This is a genomic window from Anabaena sp. UHCC 0204, assembly GCF_009711975.1.
In the GTDB taxonomy this organism is placed as follows: Bacteria; Cyanobacteriota; Cyanobacteriia; order Cyanobacteriales; family Nostocaceae; genus Dolichospermum.
Genome location: NZ_VIKW01000017.1, coordinates 1 through 20128, shown reverse-complemented (window position 1 = coordinate 20128; position 20128 = coordinate 1). Strand labels below are relative to the sequence as shown.

The 20128-nt window shown below is 40.9% G+C and carries 11 protein-coding genes; 3 read left to right on the top strand and 8 right to left on the bottom strand.

What is annotated here, in order from left to right:
- The first annotated feature begins 181 nt into the window (after positions 1–181).
- Positions 182–2191 (top strand): family 10 glycosylhydrolase, encoded by a 2010-nt coding sequence (locus tag FJR04_RS14845; protein ID WP_168496068.1) that lies wholly within the window; start codon positions 182–184, stop codon positions 2189–2191.
- A 216-nt stretch (positions 2192–2407) separates the two neighbouring features.
- Here FJR04_RS14845 and FJR04_RS14840 read toward each other — a convergent pair whose 3' ends face one another.
- The 8 genes from FJR04_RS14840 to FJR04_RS14800 form a co-directional block, all read right to left on the bottom strand.
- Positions 2408–3754: a hypothetical protein gene (locus tag FJR04_RS14840; RefSeq protein ID WP_168496066.1), complete on the bottom strand. Its 1347-nt coding sequence runs from the start codon at positions 3752–3754 to the stop codon at positions 2408–2410.
- Positions 3755–3895: 141 nt separating this feature from the next.
- On the bottom strand, positions 3896–4231 hold the full coding sequence (locus FJR04_RS14835; protein WP_168496064.1) for a hypothetical protein: 336 nt from the start codon (positions 4229–4231) through the stop codon (positions 3896–3898).
- Positions 4232–4350: 119 nt separating this feature from the next.
- Entirely contained in the window at positions 4351–5757 is a 1407-nt protein-coding gene (locus FJR04_RS26205; RefSeq protein ID WP_254445295.1) for a DUF4231 domain-containing protein, read from the bottom strand.
- A gap of 364 nt (positions 5758–6121) precedes the next feature.
- Entirely contained in the window at positions 6122–6808 is a 687-nt protein-coding gene (locus tag FJR04_RS14820; protein WP_254445294.1) for a DUF928 domain-containing protein, read from the bottom strand.
- A 113-nt stretch (positions 6809–6921) separates the two neighbouring features.
- On the bottom strand, positions 6922–10068 hold the full coding sequence (locus FJR04_RS14815; protein WP_168496060.1) for a TIR domain-containing protein: 3147 nt from the start codon (positions 10066–10068) through the stop codon (positions 6922–6924).
- Positions 10069–10372: 304 nt separating this feature from the next.
- Complete coding sequence (locus FJR04_RS14810; protein ID WP_168496199.1) at positions 10373–13096, bottom strand: CHAT domain-containing protein; 2724 nt, start codon at positions 13094–13096, stop codon at positions 10373–10375.
- Positions 13097–13107: 11 nt separating this feature from the next.
- A complete protein-coding gene (locus FJR04_RS14805; RefSeq protein ID WP_168496058.1) occupies positions 13108–14856 on the bottom strand; it encodes a ShlB/FhaC/HecB family hemolysin secretion/activation protein in 1749 nt (582 codons plus the stop codon).
- Complete coding sequence (locus FJR04_RS14800) at positions 14853–18635, bottom strand: filamentous hemagglutinin N-terminal domain-containing protein (RefSeq protein WP_371718043.1); 3783 nt, start codon at positions 18633–18635, stop codon at positions 14853–14855. The genes FJR04_RS14805 and FJR04_RS14800 overlap by 4 nt, the downstream gene beginning before the upstream one ends.
- 280 nt (positions 18636–18915) lie before the next feature.
- On the opposite strand from FJR04_RS14800, the gene FJR04_RS14795 reads away from it, so the two are divergent.
- Together FJR04_RS14795 and FJR04_RS14790 are read left to right on the top strand one after the other, a co-directional pair.
- Positions 18916–19674, top strand: coding sequence for a hypothetical protein (locus tag FJR04_RS14795; protein WP_168496054.1), 759 nt, complete (start codon positions 18916–18918; stop codon positions 19672–19674).
- A 215-nt stretch (positions 19675–19889) separates the two neighbouring features.
- On the top strand, positions 19890–20128 hold a 239-nt coding region (locus FJR04_RS14790; protein WP_168496052.1), incomplete at its 3' end, for a DUF4277 domain-containing protein.

Here is a 20128-nt window from a genome sequence, read left to right as displayed (position 1 = left end):
GTGAAAGTGTAACAATCAAAGATTAATAGTTGGCATTCAGGTCAAAAGAAGCAGGGGAGCAGGGGGGAGAGACTGGGATTTTGACGATTCCCCCAATGATTGTATCAGCGATTGATTGTATCAGATCACTGTTAATGAATCTTGGTAAAGTAAGATAAAAACTGTAGCCTGATAATTAACTATGGTATCTAATATTACTACATTTTCCGATATTCAAGGTCATTGGTCTCGACCATTTATTGAAGCCTTAGCCGCACGGCGAATCATCAACGGGTATCCAAATGGAACTTTTCGCCCAGATAATTCTGTGACTCGCGCTGAGTTTGCAGCCATTATCGCCGCAGTTTTTTCTCAACCAGTCAAACGCAAGTATGTTCCTTTCGTGGATGTTCCTGATACACATTGGGCGATAAATGCGATTAAAAAAGTATATGAAACTGGATTTTTGGTAGGTTATCCGAATAGGCGTTTCGGGATAAATGAAGGTATTGCTAGAGGTGATGTGTTGGTGGCCATGGTCAATGGCTTGAGTTCGATCATTTCTAGTCAAGTTGACTTGGTAAGTAAACTTGCAGATATATATCAAGATGGAGCTTTGATTCCCTACTATGGGATTAATCAGATAGCTTTAGCGACTAGTGTGGGTTGGGTGGTCAATTATCCCCATGTAAAAATACTTAATTATAGAATAGCCGCTACTCGTGCTGATGTGGTGGCAATAGTTTATCAAGCTTTAGTATATTTGGGAAAGGCGGAAAAAATCCCTTCTAATTATATTGTTGTTCCGCCACCTTTACCTACAGTTGCTAATACTGTGAAAGTCAGTCATCGTCGGGAGTTCCGAGGGGCTTGGGTTGTATCTGTCTGGAATAATGATTGGCCGTCTAAACCAGGACTGACTGTTGAACAGCAAAAAGCGGAATTGGTGGCGATTATTAAACAGTTACAATCTTTGAATTTCAATGCTTTAGTTTTGCAGGTACGACCAGAAGGTGATGCTTTATATGCTTCTGAGTTAGAACCTTGGAGTGCTTGGATTACAGGAACTCAGGGAAAAGCACCAGAACCATTTTATGATCCTTTGGAGTTTGCGATCGCCCAATGTCATCAACGCAATATTGAATTACACGCTTGGTTCAATCCCTACCGCGCTAGAGCTAATAGTCGGGTTTCTCCTGTTCGTCCCCACATCGCCCTTACTAACCCAGAACTTGTTTACCAATGGGGTACTCAACAATGGATGGACCCCGGAGCAAAAATCGTTCAAGACCGAGCTTACAATGTCATTATTGATGTTGTCCGTCGTTATAACTTAGATGCAATTCATCTAGATGATTATTTTTACCCCTATCCCATATCCGGTCAATCTTTCCCAGATCAAAAAACCTACGCAGCTTACACAGCCAGCGGGGGTAAACTAAGTCTAGAAGATTGGCGACGAGAAAACGTCAATCAAATGGTATTGCGGCTGTCTCAAGGAATTAAAGCTACCAAACCTCACGTTAAATTTGGGATTAGTCCCTTTGGTATTTATCGTCCTGGAGAACCCGCTGGTATTGTTGGTTTAGATGCCTATAATGTCCTCTATGCTGATGCTAAAAAATGGTTACAACAAGGTTGGATAGATTATATCGCCCCTCAACTCTATTGGCGTACTGACCAAACCAAACAAAGTTATGAAGTTCTCCTCAAATGGTGGACTCAAGTTAATACCAAACAGCGTCATGTTTATACAGGTAACAATCTGGGACAACTAGATGGCAAAAACTGGAAAAATAGCGAAATTGCCAAGCAAATTCAGATTTCTCGCAATTTAGCTAGTAATCTTTCCTTGGGTAATATCTTTTTCAGTATGAGTAGCATCAAGGAAAATCGTCAAAGCATCAATGACCAATTGAAAACCGATTATTCCACACCTGCTATAGTTCCCACTATGTCATGGCAAAGTCCGACAACGCCACCCCCTCCCAAAAACCTCAAATTTATTGATGGTAAATTAAACTGGCAACCAGGAAATGATCAACCTGTACGTTCTTGGACTCTGTATTTGCAAAGTAATAATAATTGGATCATTCAACGCATTTTATCCGCTGGTACTACCTTTGCCACAGTCCCACCAGGAATTTATGCTGTATGTGCTGTGGACAGGTTAGGCAATGAAAGCGAAGGTATGAAGATCACTGTGAGTTAATCATAGTAGAAACGTTAACATTAAGCTTCTTTATTGAGATGTTCAGAGAACATTCCAAAAGACACAGACACACAAATATAAACTTTTTGACACAAAGCCTATACATGAAAACCGAAATATGCAAAAATGAAAACCTAATTTCACTCGCTTGGTGGGGGTCACTGTACCCTTACACAGGAGCGATCGCAAGATATAGTTCTGGTCATTAGGAGAACATCAACTTGCAGGGAACTGTGCTAGGAGGTCTTTGCCGTCAATAATGGTACTAGTGAAGATAAAGCTACGTTTAGCTTGGTAGCGTGGGTCTGATTTAATGATCGCCATGAAATCACGATGTCCCTGTCTAGTCCTACCTACTTGACAGCCAGCACTCCATCTGCCTACGTCGGACTTAGGGTTATCACCTCCCCAATGTTGGTTAATGCCAAACATACCTGAGTCAATAGTGTCACCTGCATCGCGGGTTCCTGACCGATTTGCATCACGATGGACTGTTACTGAACCACCTGTTTGCACAAGAGCTTCATGTCCACCACCTGGTGTGTGAATTCCTACCTGCCATGCTTTGTATTGCCCGAAGGCGATGATTGCCGCACCTTTGGGGTTCATAGGATTGTACGTGTAGTATTTACCTGGGTTGGTTGTGGCTTCCCAACAGCCAATCATTTTAGGCTTGCCGTCTTTAAACTCAATCACGATGCGGAGGTCGTTCCAGACATTGAGGGCGTTGTCATTGAGTGTTCCGTCCGGGTTCATACCTTCGATATAGATAATATTTTTGTATCCAGGTTCTTTGTCAATTCTGTAGCCCTTCTTCTGGCAATAGGCAATGATTTTCTCTTCTAGAGTTTTAGGCTTGGTCGTAACTGTTGCGATTTTGCAACCGTCAATCTGGATATGCCCACCATAGATAAACCAAGTGCGCCGATCCTGAACTGGAGCCTTAAGCATAACTCGGACATGGTGAGCGTCTGCGATCGCCACCTGGGTAATTTCTAACTTTCTCCCCGCTTGGACAGTAGCTTTTTCTGATGTATCGAGCTTGTTGGAGGGCAATGAGCAGCTTTTAAACACTGTGTCAGAAGTCACTGTGAGATTAAATAGCCCCTGTTCGGTCTGGTCATCTTTGAGTCCTATCGCTTGCAGAAAGTACAAAATTGCCCCACAACCAGCAGCCGAATCAATAGTCTTGGTGTGATTAGTCCCAGCCCAAACAAACGGCGTAATTCCCTGGCTATCTTTGCCCTGGAAGTCGTTGCACGCATCGAAGGCAAGTAAGCGAGATGAGAGCCTTGTTGGTATCTGTTCGCCCTGAATCTTCCTCAACTTGTGCGTGATTTGATCGAAGAATTGCGTAGAATCCTGGAAATCCGCCTTAGTGTGTAAGATTCCTGCCCAATACCAAGGTAAATTGGGATAGTACCACTCGATTTTCTCGTAAAAGCCGCGATCATAATACAGCTTTTCAGCAATTTTTTCTAACTCTGGCAAAAGATTTGATTGCACCTTGCAGCTTTGCCATCGTTCTGTATATTTTTCTTCAATAGATACAATATTAACCATATTATGATATCTACTAACTGTTCATAGATAAGTAAGGAACGGCAAAATTTTGTGATCATAAAAGCGGCTTGGAGCTTTACTTTTCAAGAATCGCTAAAACCTTGAACACGCAACACTTGCATCCGCTTTTAAAAAGTCCAGCTATGAGTCGTTTGAAGTATAGCTTGCTGTGTTCAAACTCCAGTTTTGATTTGTTAGCTGTTGATTGTTCATGTCTCCATGCTGGGTTTCTTCATATATAAGGTCTTGATTTTTAACCTGTTCTATGCGTCGGCAGAGGCTATAGATGATTATAGGGTCGCGGATGATTTCAGTTAGGATACGGGCTTCATTAAAGTCTCTGACATCGCTTCTTAAGTCACGTAACAGCAGATCGATTAGCTCAGGACTCATTTCTATTTCCAAAGAAATGCTAATCGCCACATCTGTTCCTATTTTGTCTACGTTGATTGAATACTTGTTGCTGTTACGAATCATAATTTTGTCCTGCGGCGATCGCCTTTATTTTTTGTTTACTGAAGCAAATTTATTGTGTTTCAAAGCGTGTTTACTGGTATTTAGCTAAATTAATCCCTCAAAATTTAAATGCTAGACCATTAGGGGTAGGGTTTCAGAAATAGTTCAGCTTCAGCTTCTCTTCGTCTCCTCAGTCCTTGCTCAACATTTGATCCAGGATTGCGATACTTGATGAAAGTTTCGCGGATATTAGCCCAATCACGATTCTTTAAGACTCTAGTCATAGACTCAAAATTAGAGGCACCGTAAAATTTACTCCCCAAGTTGTAGCCAAAGCTGAGTAATGCCCCTTGTTGGTTAGGGTTGAGTTCGCCCCAGGAAGGTATTTTCATTAAATCGGGTAAGTAGCTTGTTTCCAACTGATAAATCAACAACTCATCAGCTTGTTGTTGGGAAATACTATCTCCCATGTACCACGGACTACCGTCACGTTTCCTAGTCGTACCCCAGCCAATTGTGATTGGTAGCCCTCCACTTAAAGGATCTGGGTATGCATTAAGATAGCAACCTTCAAACTTTTTAATTAGCTCGACTCCACACATAGGTATACTTGTGGAGACTTGTTTCGTTTCCGTGGGCTGGGTTGCTGCTGTACCGTTCCTGCTGATAGGATTGTTCTTAATCTTAGCCAAAATCTCGTTAGCACTGAGATACTTTACTGAATCAGCGTTGAGGCTGGTGCTGTCACGATCTTCTTCATCCTCTTGCCATAAATTACCAACAGGACTTAAATCAGGTTGCTTATCTGATTGGGCTGACAGAAGCGCTGGTTTTTCTTTATCGCTCTGTTGTATAGCAGAGCGCTCTTGTTCCAACTGCTGCCTTTCGGTTTGGATGCGCTGCTTCTCGGCTTCTACTTCCTTAAGTTGGGCTTCATACTGCGCCCGTAACTGCAACTGCTCGTTGAGATTTTCTAGGGCAAGTTCAGTATTCTTTGTGGCTGTTTCTTGTGTCTGCTTATTGCCTGCCTCTTGTCGTTCTGTTAATTGGGAAATAAAGCCCTGTAAGTCTTGCTGAATATACTGTTCAACGCGTTCAGCAAAAATCGTGTAGGCATCGGAGTGGGTCTTAAATTGACGATAGGGTCCAGCCATTTGGAAAAATTGCCACCCCTCAATTTTTAAGCCTTCGGCAGTATTACGATAGCTGCGGTACTTCTCACCATGACCAAAAAACTCTTCAACCGCAGCAGAAACAGCTACTACTTGACTTAAACCGAAAGCCGACCAGCCAGCAATTTCCTGCCACTTCTGGTTCCCCTTCTGAAAACCAATTAGTGCCGGGACAATTACCCCGCCAATGATGGTAATCATTCTGAGATTGTGATGAGCATTGCGTTCTTTGGTGGCTCGTCCCTCCAGCCACATTACTTGGTCGAGCCAGCGATTTTTCAGAAAGTCTTTTCGCAAGTCTGACAAGTCGAGCCGGTCAATAAGTCCAGAGAAGCTCTGTTTAAGGTATTGACGATAGTCGTTTTTCTTAGCCATAGTTTTAAATTTCTCAAAAGCTTCTAGCTATACTTACACGGCTTATGTGAATTAAATGGTGCAACCCTTGTAATACCGTTGATGATTCTGGAATTACCGTTTTAGGGAAGTCTGAAAACCCTTATAAAACAACAATATTTTCAACTCACATAAGGCATCTTACATAAAAATATCACTTTTTGAATAGTAGTTTACCTACTTAGCGCTATTGCTTTCAAAAGTCATGATATCAGGGCAAACGCACCTTCTTATTTTCTCAAATTATTGCCACATCTCATATTCAACCGCCTTGTTACCCGTTAAGCATTTTTTCATTCAAGTCACACCTTGACCACAATATAAATAGCCTCTTAAATAATTTGATTTACTCCTTTTGTCGTTGGAGTTCATAAACAGGGGAATTAGCGAATTCCTGAAGCTGAAAAAGTGATAATAAATTAGTCCATCCTTGCTGATAAACGACACGGTTGTGAGCTAATTGACTAACGGTTTCATACCAAATATCCTGTTCTGCATCAGGAATGTACTGTGGTTGATTTCCGGGTTCTTGTATATTATTTACTATGTCAGAACTAGCTTCAACTCGCTGAATCCAGCCATTAACGCTGATATTGGTATTAAGTCCTTCAGGGTTAACACAAGTAATATTCAAGTACCAATAGTATTTTTCACCTACTGATAATGCTTTTTCGGTAGAGGGTAAACTAATGCTGACAATGCCTTTTTTTTCTGGTAAAGAGAACAGCAATGGCTTTGTCAAAACAGACTTTTTTTGCTCATCCAATAATCTAAATTTGGCTGGAGGCGACTGGGAATCACCACCAAAGGGTAAATAAAACCAGAACTGGGGGTACTCTTGAGTAGTTAAACCACCATGATTCTTAGGAACTAAAGCGATGAGGTTGTTGCTATCTATTTGAGAACATTGCGATCGCGTCGCCCCTCCCCGTGAACGTCCAGACGCATTACCCTCACTCCTCGAACCAGAAAACATCCGATTGACTCGCTCAAACAAATTCTGGGCTTGAGCTTTTTGAATAAAAAGGGGCAACGAAAAATTAAAGTAAAAGACAGTTGTTAGCGTGCAGATAAAAACAATTGATCGCCAGGGCAATAATTTTTGACAACGCATTTTTCAGTTACCTCTTAATTTGCTGTGTAAAGTTATCCTTTACGAAGTTTATTAGTCAAGTACAATACGATTGTACCTGTTAATAAAAATACCATAAACGCTGGAACAAAAGGTATCCAACCGCTTTGGGTAATTAAAATTACAGAACATATAATGTATAAGGAGCCAGCAAAGCTTATTACAGCTATACTTGTATAGAGAGTGCGGTTAAATTGCCAGCAGACAAAACCACCTACCAAAGCCCAACCAAACATCCAAATTGTTTCATAACCAAGAGACCACCACCAGATGAGCGAGCGATTATCTAAGGTCGCACTCAGTATCTGACTGATCATTTGCCCATGCAAGGTTACTCCAGCAACGTCACCATAGGGTGTACTCCAGTAATCAGCTTGTCTGTTTTGCCTGTCTGTAAAGCCAATCAGTACAATCCGATTGCTAATTTGATCAGCAGAAACTTTATTGTCCAAAACGTCCAGAATATTGACTCTAGGGGCAAAATTACTGGGGTCGCTGCCAAAAGTACGATATTTGAGCATCGTTTGATAGCCTTGAAGCTGATTATTGATGTCTTGGTAGCCACCTCCTAATCCCAGCAGTTGAGGAATCTCTGTTGTGCCAAACTTCATAGGCTGGTCATATTTTGAGATTTGGGGATTTAAAGGAGAGGTGAAAGCTTGACCTTGGGCTTCTAGGTAGCGACGAGCAATTACTAGACTAAAAGCGTCTGGTGTCTGACAATATTTAGGGTCTGGCTTTTGCATTAAGTATTGTCGGCGCACATAACGACCACCTTTAGCATCATCATCAACCAAGTCACTAAACCCAACTTGCGCTACAGGGATTTCTGGTGGTTGTTTAAAGCCAAGAATGTTTTCACCCAAGTTATTTTGATAACTGTTTTTGCAGACTGCAATGAAGTTTTTTGTTTGCTGCAAACGTTGTTTTAGACCACCCTCAGCCGAAAAATCACGGATGAAATCTAGACCAATTATACTAGGTTGATGCTGGGACAGATTTTTGAGTAAATCATCTAAAGCTGCATCAGGAATCGAACCTCTACCACCGGGATATCTGCCAGTTTCATTCAACTTCTCCAGGCTTTCTGGATCAACATCTACCATTAAAAATCGTTCGTCCTTTGGTTCATCAGGGCGTAACAGCATCATCTGGTCATAAGCTGCGAGTTCCAAAGGTTGGGTAAATCCGATAAACCTGGCAATGAACGTAACTGTTGTTACAGCCAAGCTAGTCAGCAGCACAGTGCGGAGCTTGATTTTGCGATAGGGGAGAGCGCGACTGGCTGCAAGATATTCTAGTTGTAGATTGGTGGGGACTGGTTCTTTGTTATCAGACTGCTTCAACCATTCCTCAGAGGCGACTAAATCTTTACCCCGGAGCAAAAAACTATCGTCATGTTTAGTATCATCCCATTCTTTGGCTTTGAGGAACAGCCGAGTGTGCGATCGCACATAATCTGGATCTGCATCTAATGTTCTGGTTAATTCCCCAAATTTAGTCAGAAAGTCTCCTCCATGCTGACAAAAATCAATCCACTTCACCTTTGCTAATTCTGGAGAAAGATCCCCAAAATTAACTTCCCGATACAAAACAGTCACAATCCGCTTATTCAACTTTGCCGCATACTCTACCTCAACCTGGCAGTCGGGTGAACTGATAGAGTCTGGCGAAATAATAAATAGGAAGTTGTTAGTGCTTTCTATCCCTTTATAAATCTCTTGCTCAAAGTCAGTACCAGAGGCAATACTTTCCTGGTCAAACCAAGTAGTCTTGTTTTGAATTTGTAATGTATCGTTAAGCTTGCGGGCAAAATCAGAATCAGCGCGAGAGTAAGAAATAAATACATCTAACGCTACCAGAGGCGGTTGATTGAGACTTTCGGTGATGAACTCTACTTGCAGAGGTATCGGCTGATGTTGGGTTTTTTGTTGAGCTATCTTTAACCAAGCCTCCGCCTGCCTCAGATTATAACCCCGCAACAGAATACTAGAATTGCGTTTTTGTCTTTCCCACTTCAGAGCTTTTATTAATAAGATTTTATGCTGTTCGTAGTAAGCCGCATCTTGAGTCAGCACATTGATTAGCTTGTCAATATTGGCATCTTTTTCCTGTTGTTGTTGCTCTGTCAAGTCGATGAACTGTAGGGTACGTAGTTCAACAGGAATCTGCTCTACCTCCACTTGTTCAATTAACAGAGGAATGATCCGTTTTTTCTGCGAGCAAGCATAAGACAGTTCCATTTGACAATATTCTGATTGCAAAGAGGCTGGCGACATCAGAAACACAACATTGTCCGCTTCCTCAATACCGCGATAAATTGACTCGATAAAATCCGCGCCAGACTGAATATCTGTTTTGTTTGTCCAAACCGTGAAGCTTTCTCGCATCAAGATATTGGCAATTTTTTCCATAACTTCCCTCTCTTTTTCTGAGTAAGAGAGGAACACCTGAGTCATCAGGTTGTTAGCATTCTTGGTACTTTGACAAATAAAGGCACAGTGTAAATCCGTTGGTTGACATGGTGGTTGCTCATGTTTAAACCGGATTTTTAACCAGTTTTCAGCCTGTACTCGCTCGTCACCAATTAACAGGTATTGTGAGTTTTTTTGCTGTCGCTCCCACTCCAAGGCTTTGGCTAAAAAGTATGTGTGTTGATGCACATAATCTTGATGGCGAGAACATAGCTCTAGCAGTCCCGCAAAGGATTTTTCAAAGTCATCTATACCTTCACGGAAATATACCCAGTTAATTTTGCCAATAGCTGGGTGCATATTGGGGAAACTGGAGTGTAGACCCTTGGCTTTATATTCTTCCCACGCACTAGCGTCACGTCCAGGATAGCGTTCCTGCCAAATTTCCTGAGTAATTTGTTCTACGTGTAGCAAGGGAATAATGCGTTTATTACGGCGGATTGCTAGGTCTATTTCTTTACCACAATAGGGGGAGTTAATTGAGTGGGGCGCAATGATAAACAGAAAATTGTCAGCTTTCTCAATGCCATCATCTATTTGATTTTGAAAGTCAACACCTAAAGGGATATCATTTTGGTCGAACCAAATTTCCAAACCGGCTTCTACAAGTCGCTGATACAGCTTAGTGGCAAAGGTTTTGCTATCTGCTCTCCCATAAGAAATAAAGGAATTGTTAAAGCTATTCATATTAGAGGATTAATACTCGTTTTCATACATAGTTTTTTGAACGATTACTTATATCACTTACGTCTCAGTGATATAGCCGTAGACAGAGTAGTGAGGATATTAATTGATTAAGTAAAATTTACCATTTTATCTATTCGTTAACAACACCAATTTAATACACTATATTTAATATAGGATTTCTATTTGCTCATTGAAAAAACCCCGTACACTTAAATCTCTTAAAACCCTATTGCCTATTGCCTATTGCCTGTCTCCACAAGCAATTTCAAAAACAAAACCGGAATCCTATATTTGAAGATTGACATCAAAGCCAACTACCCACTAAAACATAAGGGGCCCAATAACGAGGGTGGTCATATCTGGGGTTTTTGAGTAAAGATTGCTGTGCTAAACGCAGGGCTTCGGCTCGGCTGATGTTGGGTTTTCCTAAATGTTGATAAAATTCTTTAATGAAGGGAACGCTGGCTTCATCGTCTAGATCCCACAAACTGGCGATCGCACTACTAGCCCCAGCTTGGACAATAGTTCCAGCAATGCCCATCACTTCTTGGTCATTACCTGTAGCTGTCTGACAAGCACTCAGAAGCAGTAACTCAATTTTATGAGTGCGGTTTTCGCTTTGGGTAGTAAACAATTGATCAAAATCATCTATCTTCAACTTCCCATCGGCCGTCACCACAAAAGTATTTTCTCGGCCTGCACCAAATAGACCGTGAGTTGCTAAGTGTACTATTTCAAAATTAGAACTATTTAGCTTTTGGTTAAAGTTTTTTGTGGTAAATTTTTCGTCAGCAATCCAATTCACGGCTAATCCCGTCTTCTTGATTTCCTCCACTTCGACTGAAACATTTGCTAAAGGAGAAAAACCAGAAAATTCTTGATTATCTGGTGGTTTAGTTAAACTAGCAGCCAAAACTTTCATAGTTTCTCTGTTTAAAGGTTTTGGTTCACGCACTTGTAACCCTAAAGCTAAGGAGACAGAATATTTTTCTACTAGATACTGCTGACCATCATAAAGACTAGCCATAGGAATTTTTTTAAACTGACCATCCAAGACAAAAATCAAATTCTTGATTTTGCTTTCCTTTAGCTCTTTTTCTATTGGTTGAATCAGCCATTTATATACTTGTTGACCATCCTGTTGTACTTCTGGATAACTACCCACTTCTTGCAGATTTTCATATAGTCGGCTGAGAACTTCCTCAATTTTCTCTTGAGGTGAGGTAGCATAATGACTAAGTTCTTTATTAGGCCGCTTGAGGATAACTTCTAAACGGTCATCTAAAATGATTGCATAGATAACAGCCGATGTTTGGTCTTGAGAATCAATCACCTTGTCGAGTGCTAATTTTGTATCTTCACAAGCTTGTTGTAAATAGTTTTGTAATTTCACTACTTGCAGTGCTTCAATAACATTGCGAGCCTGGATCAGATTTACTTGACTTGGTGTTGATGATTGCAGTAATAAATCTACTAAACGCCGATATACAGGTTCTACCGTTTCCCGAAAAGAAAACTGCACATTTTTATTCGTAGCAATCAAATCGCCACGGATATTTTGTAGAGTATTAAATGCTTGTTGATAGGCAGCGATCGCTTCTGTAATATCTCCCGGTTGCTCACAACTGGGTTTACCTTGACAGAGAATACGTCCCATTTGCCAATGCCAACGATAGGCAATATCTGGTGCTTGAATAGACTGTGATAAATTTAGTGCTTGTCTGGTTAAATCCTGGGCTATAGACCATTGTTGAGATAATTCATATAGATGTCCCAGATTACCTAATACAAAAGACTCTGAGCGTACATCTTGCAATTGTTGCGCCTGCTGAAGTGCCACAGCTAAAATTTTACCAATTGTTTCTGGGTTGGGTTCAGGGAATTTTTGCCTCATTTCTAAAAGGCGTTGCGCCAAATTTACTTGAGCGTAAATAGCAGAACGTCCCAGGGGCAACTCAGCAATTTGACTTTGAATTTCGGGATACAATGCTTTAGCTGCTGGCCATTGTTCCAACTCAATTAATAGGCGTAAACGGTTAAGTTGGGCAGGGATTTTGCTAGTCGCAGTAGTTGATGAAACGGCTGCTTTTGCGTAATGATCCAGAGCAGTATTTTTTTGTTTTGTGCTGCTACCGGGAATATAAGCAAGATTCCCCAAACTCAGGTAAGCTTTAGCAATTGCTTCAGGTGATTGCAGTTTTTGGGCAATTTCCAGACTGGTTTGTAAATGTTTTTCTGCTTCCTGAACATCACCAGCCAGCGCCAACGCTTCACCCAAGTTGCGAAAACTAGCCGCTTTAGCGAGGGTGTCTGGTTGTTTTTGTAGATCCGTTGTTAAATTCTGGAGTAAAGAAATTTCTCGGCGATAGAGTCCTAAACTCTGCAATGCTTGTGCTTGGTTAATTTGAGCGAGGGTAGCTCTATTGCTATCTTTTAATTGTTGGTAGAGTGAGGCGGCTGTTTCCCAAGATGACAAAGCGACATCGGCTTTACCCTTGGCTAGTTCCAGATTACCTTTGACATCCCAAACTTGCGCCCAAACTGGCAGGTGTTGCGGTGAATTGGGTATCTTTTGTAAGATAGCGATCGCATCCTCAATTGCCCTAGTTGCTTCATCAATACGACCTAATTGGTGGAAGTTGAGAGCCAAATTACTCAGAATCACCGCCTTTTCTACTGGATCGCTCTTGGTCTGATAGGCTTGCTGTAATAACTTGACTGCTTGTGTAAATCGCCCATTCATATAGAGATTTTTAGCTGCTTGCTGTGGAGATGGATCACCTAACCCCCCAGCCCCCTTCCCTACAAGGGAAAGGGGAGTAGTCAAGGCCTCTCTCCTACGAGGAGAGAGGTTTTCTAGATCCCGTGAAAAGTCAGAAGCAACCACCGATGTAGTCAAACCTTGAGTGTCCACATTACTAGCCACCACAGGCGAAACTAATATACATAGTAAAGTTGTCAGACAAGCCAAAACTCCATACCAGAATTTCTGGCTTTGTTTTTCAGAAAATTTTTTCACTTTTAGCATCAATCCCCAAATTAAAAATTTGTATAGATCAAAGAGAAATACAAACCGTTTTCTTGCCATGTTTTATCCGTTTGAGAATTAACTGATGTCAGCGGAATACCCCAATCTAAACGAGCAGTGAAATTATTACCCTGTCGCCACAGTAAGCCCATACCCGTACCGATTAAAGTGTTATTATCGGGATTTGAACCGCCATTATTCCAGCCTGTACCTATATCTACAAAAGGCGTGAGTTGCAAGACTCCTTGAGAAACTCGCGCAATTGGGAAGCGAATTTCTGCGGTTGCTTGCACACCGTTATCTGTTAACAATTGATCCTGACGGTATCCGCGCACAGTTGTTTGTCCGCCGATACCAAATTGTTCGAGTCCTAACAGTCTTCTATCGGCTAACTGCATATCAGCTTGTAGCAGCACTAAGGTATCAGGAGCTAGTTGGCGCAGCCATTGTGCTTGTCCTCGCCAGCTAAAAAAATTACTATCAGGTGCATCGTTATTGATTGTGGCATCTAAAATTCCCAAGCCGACATTAAATTGCGATCGCGCTGCTATGACTTGTTGGCTACTGCGTTGAGTCCATTCTTGAAAAAATCGGACAGCAGAAACCCTCGTGTTTCCTTGGTCATCAGCACCAACCGCTAGGGGAAACGCCCCAATGTTGTCAAAACCTAAAAATGTTTGACTTGCTTGATGGCTGGCGGTGATTCCTAAAGTGAACTCTTGGGTGGGAGTTTGTAAGAGGGGTTGACGGAAGGTTAATTCGTAGTATCTGGACTGGGAGTTGACATCCAAAGAGTTAAAAGGACGCTCTATAACATCACTATTAGTATTACCATAGCTAAAAATCAGCTTTCCGTTACGTGGATTCACGGGTAGGCTATAGCTGACATCAAAGCCATTACTTCCATCAGTATTGGTGTAACCTAAACTTAAACCATCTCCTAGCCCTAACAAATTGGCTTCGCTAAGATTGATGCGTCGGCGAAAACTTCCCACACTCGGACTGCGTTGGTTATCTAGAGCTAGTTGAGTGCTAAAAGTATTGGCTTCCGTAACTTTAACTTCTAATATATTAGTCCCCGGACGAATCCCGGCTTGTAAATCTGTAAATATACTTTCAATTAAAGGATCTAGTTGTAATAGTTGCAGTCCTACAAGTAGGCGATCGCGCGATAGTGGTTTACCAGCAGCAATCGCCAAGCGATCGCGGATATAGTTGGGGTTGAGGCGGCTTGTACCTGTAACATTGATCTTTTCTAAACTTCCTTCTACCGCCTGCATTACCACTACCCCTGCTTTCACAGTTTGGGGGGGAATAATCACTCCAGAGGTGATATAGCCTCTATTTATATATAATTGCGTCAGTTTTGATCGGAGTTGGAGTAAGTCATTAAAGGTTACTGGGCGTTTGAGGTAAAGGTCTGTCACCTTCGCCAGTTCTTCGTTGCTAAAAACTGTGTTTCCTAAAAACTCAAACCGTTCTACAATCAAGGTTTCCGCTAACGTTTCAGGATTAACATCTGGTTGAGTTGGTGACTGGGGTGCAGTGGGTAGTAGCTGTTCTGGAGGTGGTAGTTCTGGTAATGGTTGTGGTTGGGGTAATGGTTGTATTGAAGGCGGTTTTACCTCTATGGGAGCATTTTGAGCCGCTAAGGGTTGTGCATAAACACCAAGAATTAACCCTGTGATTAGGAATAATCTATAAACCTGATGTGAATAGTCTTGATATAGATGAGGCGATCGCCTACTCAGTCGGTTCATTGTCTGATATCCCCTTGCACAACACTACAAACCTGACTAGATAGCCCCGACAGTAACCCAGTAGCGGTTGTTGGTTGAGCCGTTAAAACAATCTCTCCATTAGCACTGCGTATCATGCCCACTGCTTCTACTAAGGTATCGGAATTATTTGCTGATAATTGCCTGAAATTCATCTCCGTCATACTTCCTAAATTATTACCAGCATTTACAGTATTATTTGCTACCCATTCCGGTGAAATAGCTCCAGGCTTGAGAGTATCATCAGGACTAGGAGGTAGTCCGCCACGTCCAGTAATTACAAACTCACTTTTTCCTTGAGCAACGTTACTGTTACTACCGCAGGCTTGAGCAATTAATCTAGAAGTGTCTACTAGATTTGTCGGCAGTGTCACAAGTCCCTGAGTAGGGTCAATACTGAGAGTATTCAACGATACTTCTCCATTTTCACCCACATCGGAACTTGCGCTGATGTCACTGATGCCATTTTTATCAAGTTTCATCAGTTGTTCTGAACTCAAATTTTCCTGGTTTTGAAATCCGAGAATGCGGTTAGCAGTAATCACAATCGTGCCACCCTTACCACCAAAGGCATTGGCAATAATATCGCTGTCTTCCGATGGTACTGCTACAACAAATCCATCCTTGGCATCAATCGTGATGCTACCACCATTACCAGGATTATCTATTGAACCTGCGGTAGCAGTAATTTTACTTTGGCGACGAAGTAGCAAATTATTTGTTTTAATAGCAATTTTACCACCATCTCCTTGACCTTGATTCTGAGCTTCTATTGTTCCTTTGTCAGCAGTCAAGAAGTTAGTGTCAATATTAATATTTCCACCTTTGCCTGTTGCTGTGTTTCTGACACTACTAGAAATCCGACCCTTTCCTTCTAGGAACACTAAGTCAGAAACATTAATTATGACATTGCCAGCATTACCTTTGCCTAGATTACTCACAGATATACGTGCATTATCTGTAACAGCAAGAGTGCGACTGTTGATTTCAATATTTCCACTATTACCATCCACGTTGTCTCTAACAACGCTGATAATTCTTCCGTCATTCTTTAACTCAATCTGTTGTGCATTGACTTTGATATCACCTGCATCACCTTTTCTATAGCTATCTGCTGACAAACGAGCGTCATCTTTGATAATCAGCTGATTTGTATTAATTGTAACGTTTCCCTTGCCATCGGAGTCAAGCAATTCACCTTTGTCAATAATTTGAGTGAAAATACCTGTCTGATCGTCTGTGTTCTTGAGGCTCGAATTCCCCTGAAGTAATAAACTATCTTTTGCCTTAATAGAAATAGAGCCAACTTTGTTTCCTTTATCAACTAGACTGGAGTTAATTTGAGCGCCATCAGTCAGAGACAAGCTGCCTGTGGCGATGTCAATATAGCCATCATTTCCCTGACTAAATATCTTGCTGCTGTCGAGAGATATTTGGTCATTAGCATTAATGATGATACCTCCTGCATTACCTGAACCTGTATTAGTAGTATTTATTTCAGATTTATTATCAATCAAAACATTTCGAGGTGTATATATTTTATTGATATTAGCCTCAATGTTTATTGATTCCTCATTATCGATCAACTCTTTTGGATTAATACCAATTAATATTACCCCATTATTTCCCTGACTAAATATCTTGCTTTCGTTGAGAATAGATATTTGATCACTAGCATTAATGATGATACCTCCTGCCTGATCTGAACCATTACTATTCGTATTTATTTCTGATTTATTATCAACCAAAATATTTTTAGGCGTATTGGTTTGATTAGGATCGAAATCAAAATTTATTTCTCCATCATTATTGGTCTTTATTATTAGATTAATACCAATTAATAGTACCCCATTACTTCCCTGACTAAATATCTTGCTTTCGTTGAGAATAGATATTTGGTCTCTAGCATTAGTTATGATATATCCTGCATAGCCAGAACCTTTGTTAGTGGTATTTAATGTAGCGCCATTTAAATAAATGGAACCTTTCGTAGAATTAATCGTGATGTTATTCTTATATTTTTCGATCTCATTATTACTAATTGCTTTTATCATGCTATTAGAAATAGATATATCTCCTAACGCTTCAATCCTGACACTTCCAGCAATTCCATTATTGGGAGATTCTGATGCAACATTCGCGTTTATTATATCAATATTTCCGTTACGACTGTTGAGGTAAATATCACCACCATTGCCATCCAAAATACCCCCACTGCTTACATTAGATAACAGACTACCTTTAACGAAGATATTTTTATTTGCGAACAGCTTAATACGACCGCCTGTTCTGTTTTCTTTTACATTGTCATTAATAGTAGTATCAATATTCCCGTTAGTTTTAATATCACCCCGAGAATCAACAGCGACATTACCATAAACGAGAATTAATCCAGTTGTAATATCACCTGCCAATCCATTGGGATGATACTGATTAGTTACAAGTGTCTCTCCACTGTTAGATTGAAAGCGTGAAGTATTATAAATCCAACCTTGGATGCTAATATTTGCATTTGTTGGAGTATTGGTTGTTGTAGGATTTTGCAGATTGAATCCAATCGGGAAATTGGGTGTAAAGTTTGGCGTGCCAATATAGTTTGTATCTACCCCTGCTCTAATGTCTAGAGTTGGTGTTTGACTACCATCAATATTTATTGTTGTTCCATCCGATAGCTTAACGGTTTCTCGAAGAGAATTGCCTGTGCTGTCTACGCCCGTGATTCTAACGTTACCCGAAATATTGACACTCCCACCCGCCAGGATGTGCAAAGATGCACCTTCGTAGCTACCAAAACTCACATCACCAGCAGCACGAATTATTGGATCATCAGGACTAAACAGATTACCTAAATCGCCGTTCAACCTTTCTACCCTAAAATTACCCCCAGCCCAAAAATGGGCATCGCTGCCAATGGTATTTTTAGACTGCAAGACCATATCGCCACCAGAGTAAAAGCCACTATCTGGGTGATTTAAGGCATAAATATCGACTTTCTGATTACCTTGCGCCAGCAAATTCCCACCCGCCGCCGCAATGAAAGGATTAGTTGCGCTATCTCTAACTTTTAAACTGTTCTGCGCCTGTAATGTTAAATTCCCACCAGATTGAACTGTTCCCTGTAAATCCAGATTTCCTGCATTCAGCGTTAAATCCTTTCCTGCTACCAATTGTCCTTGATTGGTAATACTTGCCGTTTGCTGTAAACCAAACTGCACACCCACGGGTACACTCATTGTTAACAGTGGGGGCGCTTGGGGATTAGTAGCACTAAATTCACTACCATCAGGAAACACAAAACTGTTAGCTGTGGTAGCCAGAAATGAACCTTCAATATCTAACTGGGCATTTGTCCCAAAAATAATCCCCTGGGGATTGAGCAAAAATAAATTAGCTGCACCATTTACGCCCAAAGTCCCCAAAATATGAGAAGGGTTACTGCCAGTAACTCGACTTAAAATATTATCAACGCCTGTAGGGTTGGCAAAATAAACCCTTTGCCCATTATTGACATTAAATTCTAAAAAACTGTGATATAAGTTGCTGCCTCTTTGGACACCACCTTCAATTAAGTCAGCCTGATTTTCTTTAATATTGACACCACTCATCACACGGGAGTTTTGATTTCCCAATGTGGTGTCAGGTGTGATTTGCGCTAGGCAAGGATTGCTGGTAAATATCGATACTACAGTGATCGGAATTATAGTTCCCCTTGCTAGGAACAACCCAGGCTTACGGTCATCAAAATTCCTACGGTGATTCACGGTGGGTTCAAAGCCTTATTACAGTAAAATTACGCACAATTTCTTACTGAAAACACTATACTTTAATTTGTCAATAATTTACATAGTAATTTTCTTGGATTAACATATAGGATTGCTATAGAACATCAAATAGAAACTTAATACCAACACTATTGCCAATTTTCCCAAATAGGTCTGAAACCCAATAAAATCGTGACGATATCAATAGGGTTTCAGGGTTTTGGCAATAGTATTGTAATACTGTAAATATTTAAATTTTTGCAAGCTCTCCTCCGAATAAATGGTCAAATTTTTTAGCCTAACTTTAAATCCCAAGCAAGCAGCAGTAGCAGTTACGGTATCTGAAGCCGCAGAATTACCCCAGGCTCTAGTGCAATTAGGGCTAAGTAATTCCCGTCCCGTCTTAGTGATAGTAGGGGGCGCTAGTCAGATTAGCGAAGCGGACTTCTTGCGTATCAAAAGGCTATTCGTAGAAGTCTTAGCACCAATAGCTCAACGCTTGGGGGCTTATGTGGTGGATGGTGGTACTGATGCGGGAGTGATGCAATTGATGGGTAAAGCCCATAGCCAAATCAATGCGGACTTTCCCCTAATTGGTGTAGCTCCTACAGCAAAAGTAGTCTTACCTAAGCAAACGACAGTCTTGAGTGAGGATGCTACACCTCTAGAAGCACATCATACTCATTTTGTCCTAGTTCCTGGCAGTAATTGGGGTGATGAATCTCCCTGGATAGTACAGGTAGCAACCCTTTTAGCTAATGGTGCGCCCTCAATTACAGTCCTCATTAATGGTGGCGAGATTACTTTTATTGATGCGTTAAACAGCGTCATTGCTGGGCGCTTAGTGATGGTAATTGCTGGTAGCGGGAGAACAGCAGACAAGCTAGCTTCTGCTTTGCATGGGGATGCTACTGATGAACGAGCTAAACAATTAGCAGCGTCAGGCTGTTTACAAACAATTGACTTAGAAGCCCCAAAAGAAGATTTGATTAATACAATTACAAACTTACTGTTGACTGGGAGCAACGCGATTTTGTGAACTCATGGTTTAATTCTCAATTACCACGGGTTATTCTCAATAAATAGGTCTTGATTTTCCCATTTTCATCTCTTTTAAGCCCACATTCCGCAGTTATTGAAGCAGATTAAATAATTATAAATTGTAAGACTGCAAAGCCTGAAAAGATTAGCTGGTAATCATTTCAGGCTATTTATTGTAAAATAATAAGTGCGAAATAGAGAAAGAGAAAAGCCATGAAAGAGTCAGAAGAAGCCATGCAAATCCTAAATATAGACCATTTAGGAATAGTAGCGGGAATAGTAGCGGGAATAATAGATGAGATGGAATTGGTAGAAGAAGTGAATAAAATAGTGGGAATAAAAACAAGAGAAATTCTCACACCAGGACAAGTAATGAAAGCAATGATATTGAATGGATTAGGATTTTTAAGCGCCCCATTATACCTATTTGACGAATTTTTTGTAGGAAAAGC

Excerpts from the sequence above, each read along its gene's own strand:
- FJR04_RS14795 (WP_168496054.1), top strand. The coding sequence starts at position 18,916 with ATGGTCAAATTTTTTAGCCTAACTTTAAATCCCAAGCAAGCAGCAGTA.
- FJR04_RS26205 (WP_254445295.1), bottom strand. The coding sequence starts at position 5,757 with ATGGCTAAGAAAAACGACTATCGTCAATACCTTAAACAGAGCTTCTCT.
- FJR04_RS14815 (WP_168496060.1), bottom strand. The coding sequence starts at position 10,068 with ATGAATAGCTTTAACAATTCCTTTATTTCTTATGGGAGAGCAGATAGC.
- FJR04_RS14810 (WP_168496199.1), bottom strand. The coding sequence starts at position 13,096 with ATGCTAAAAGTGAAAAAATTTTCTGAAAAACAAAGCCAGAAATTCTGG.
- FJR04_RS14805 (WP_168496058.1), bottom strand. The coding sequence starts at position 14,856 with ATGAACCGACTGAGTAGGCGATCGCCTCATCTATATCAAGACTATTCA.
- FJR04_RS14835 (WP_168496064.1), bottom strand. The coding sequence starts at position 4,231 with ATGATTCGTAACAGCAACAAGTATTCAATCAACGTAGACAAAATAGGA.
- FJR04_RS14840 (WP_168496066.1), bottom strand. The coding sequence starts at position 3,754 with ATGGTTAATATTGTATCTATTGAAGAAAAATATACAGAACGATGGCAA.
- FJR04_RS14845 (WP_168496068.1), top strand. The coding sequence starts at position 182 with ATGGTATCTAATATTACTACATTTTCCGATATTCAAGGTCATTGGTCT.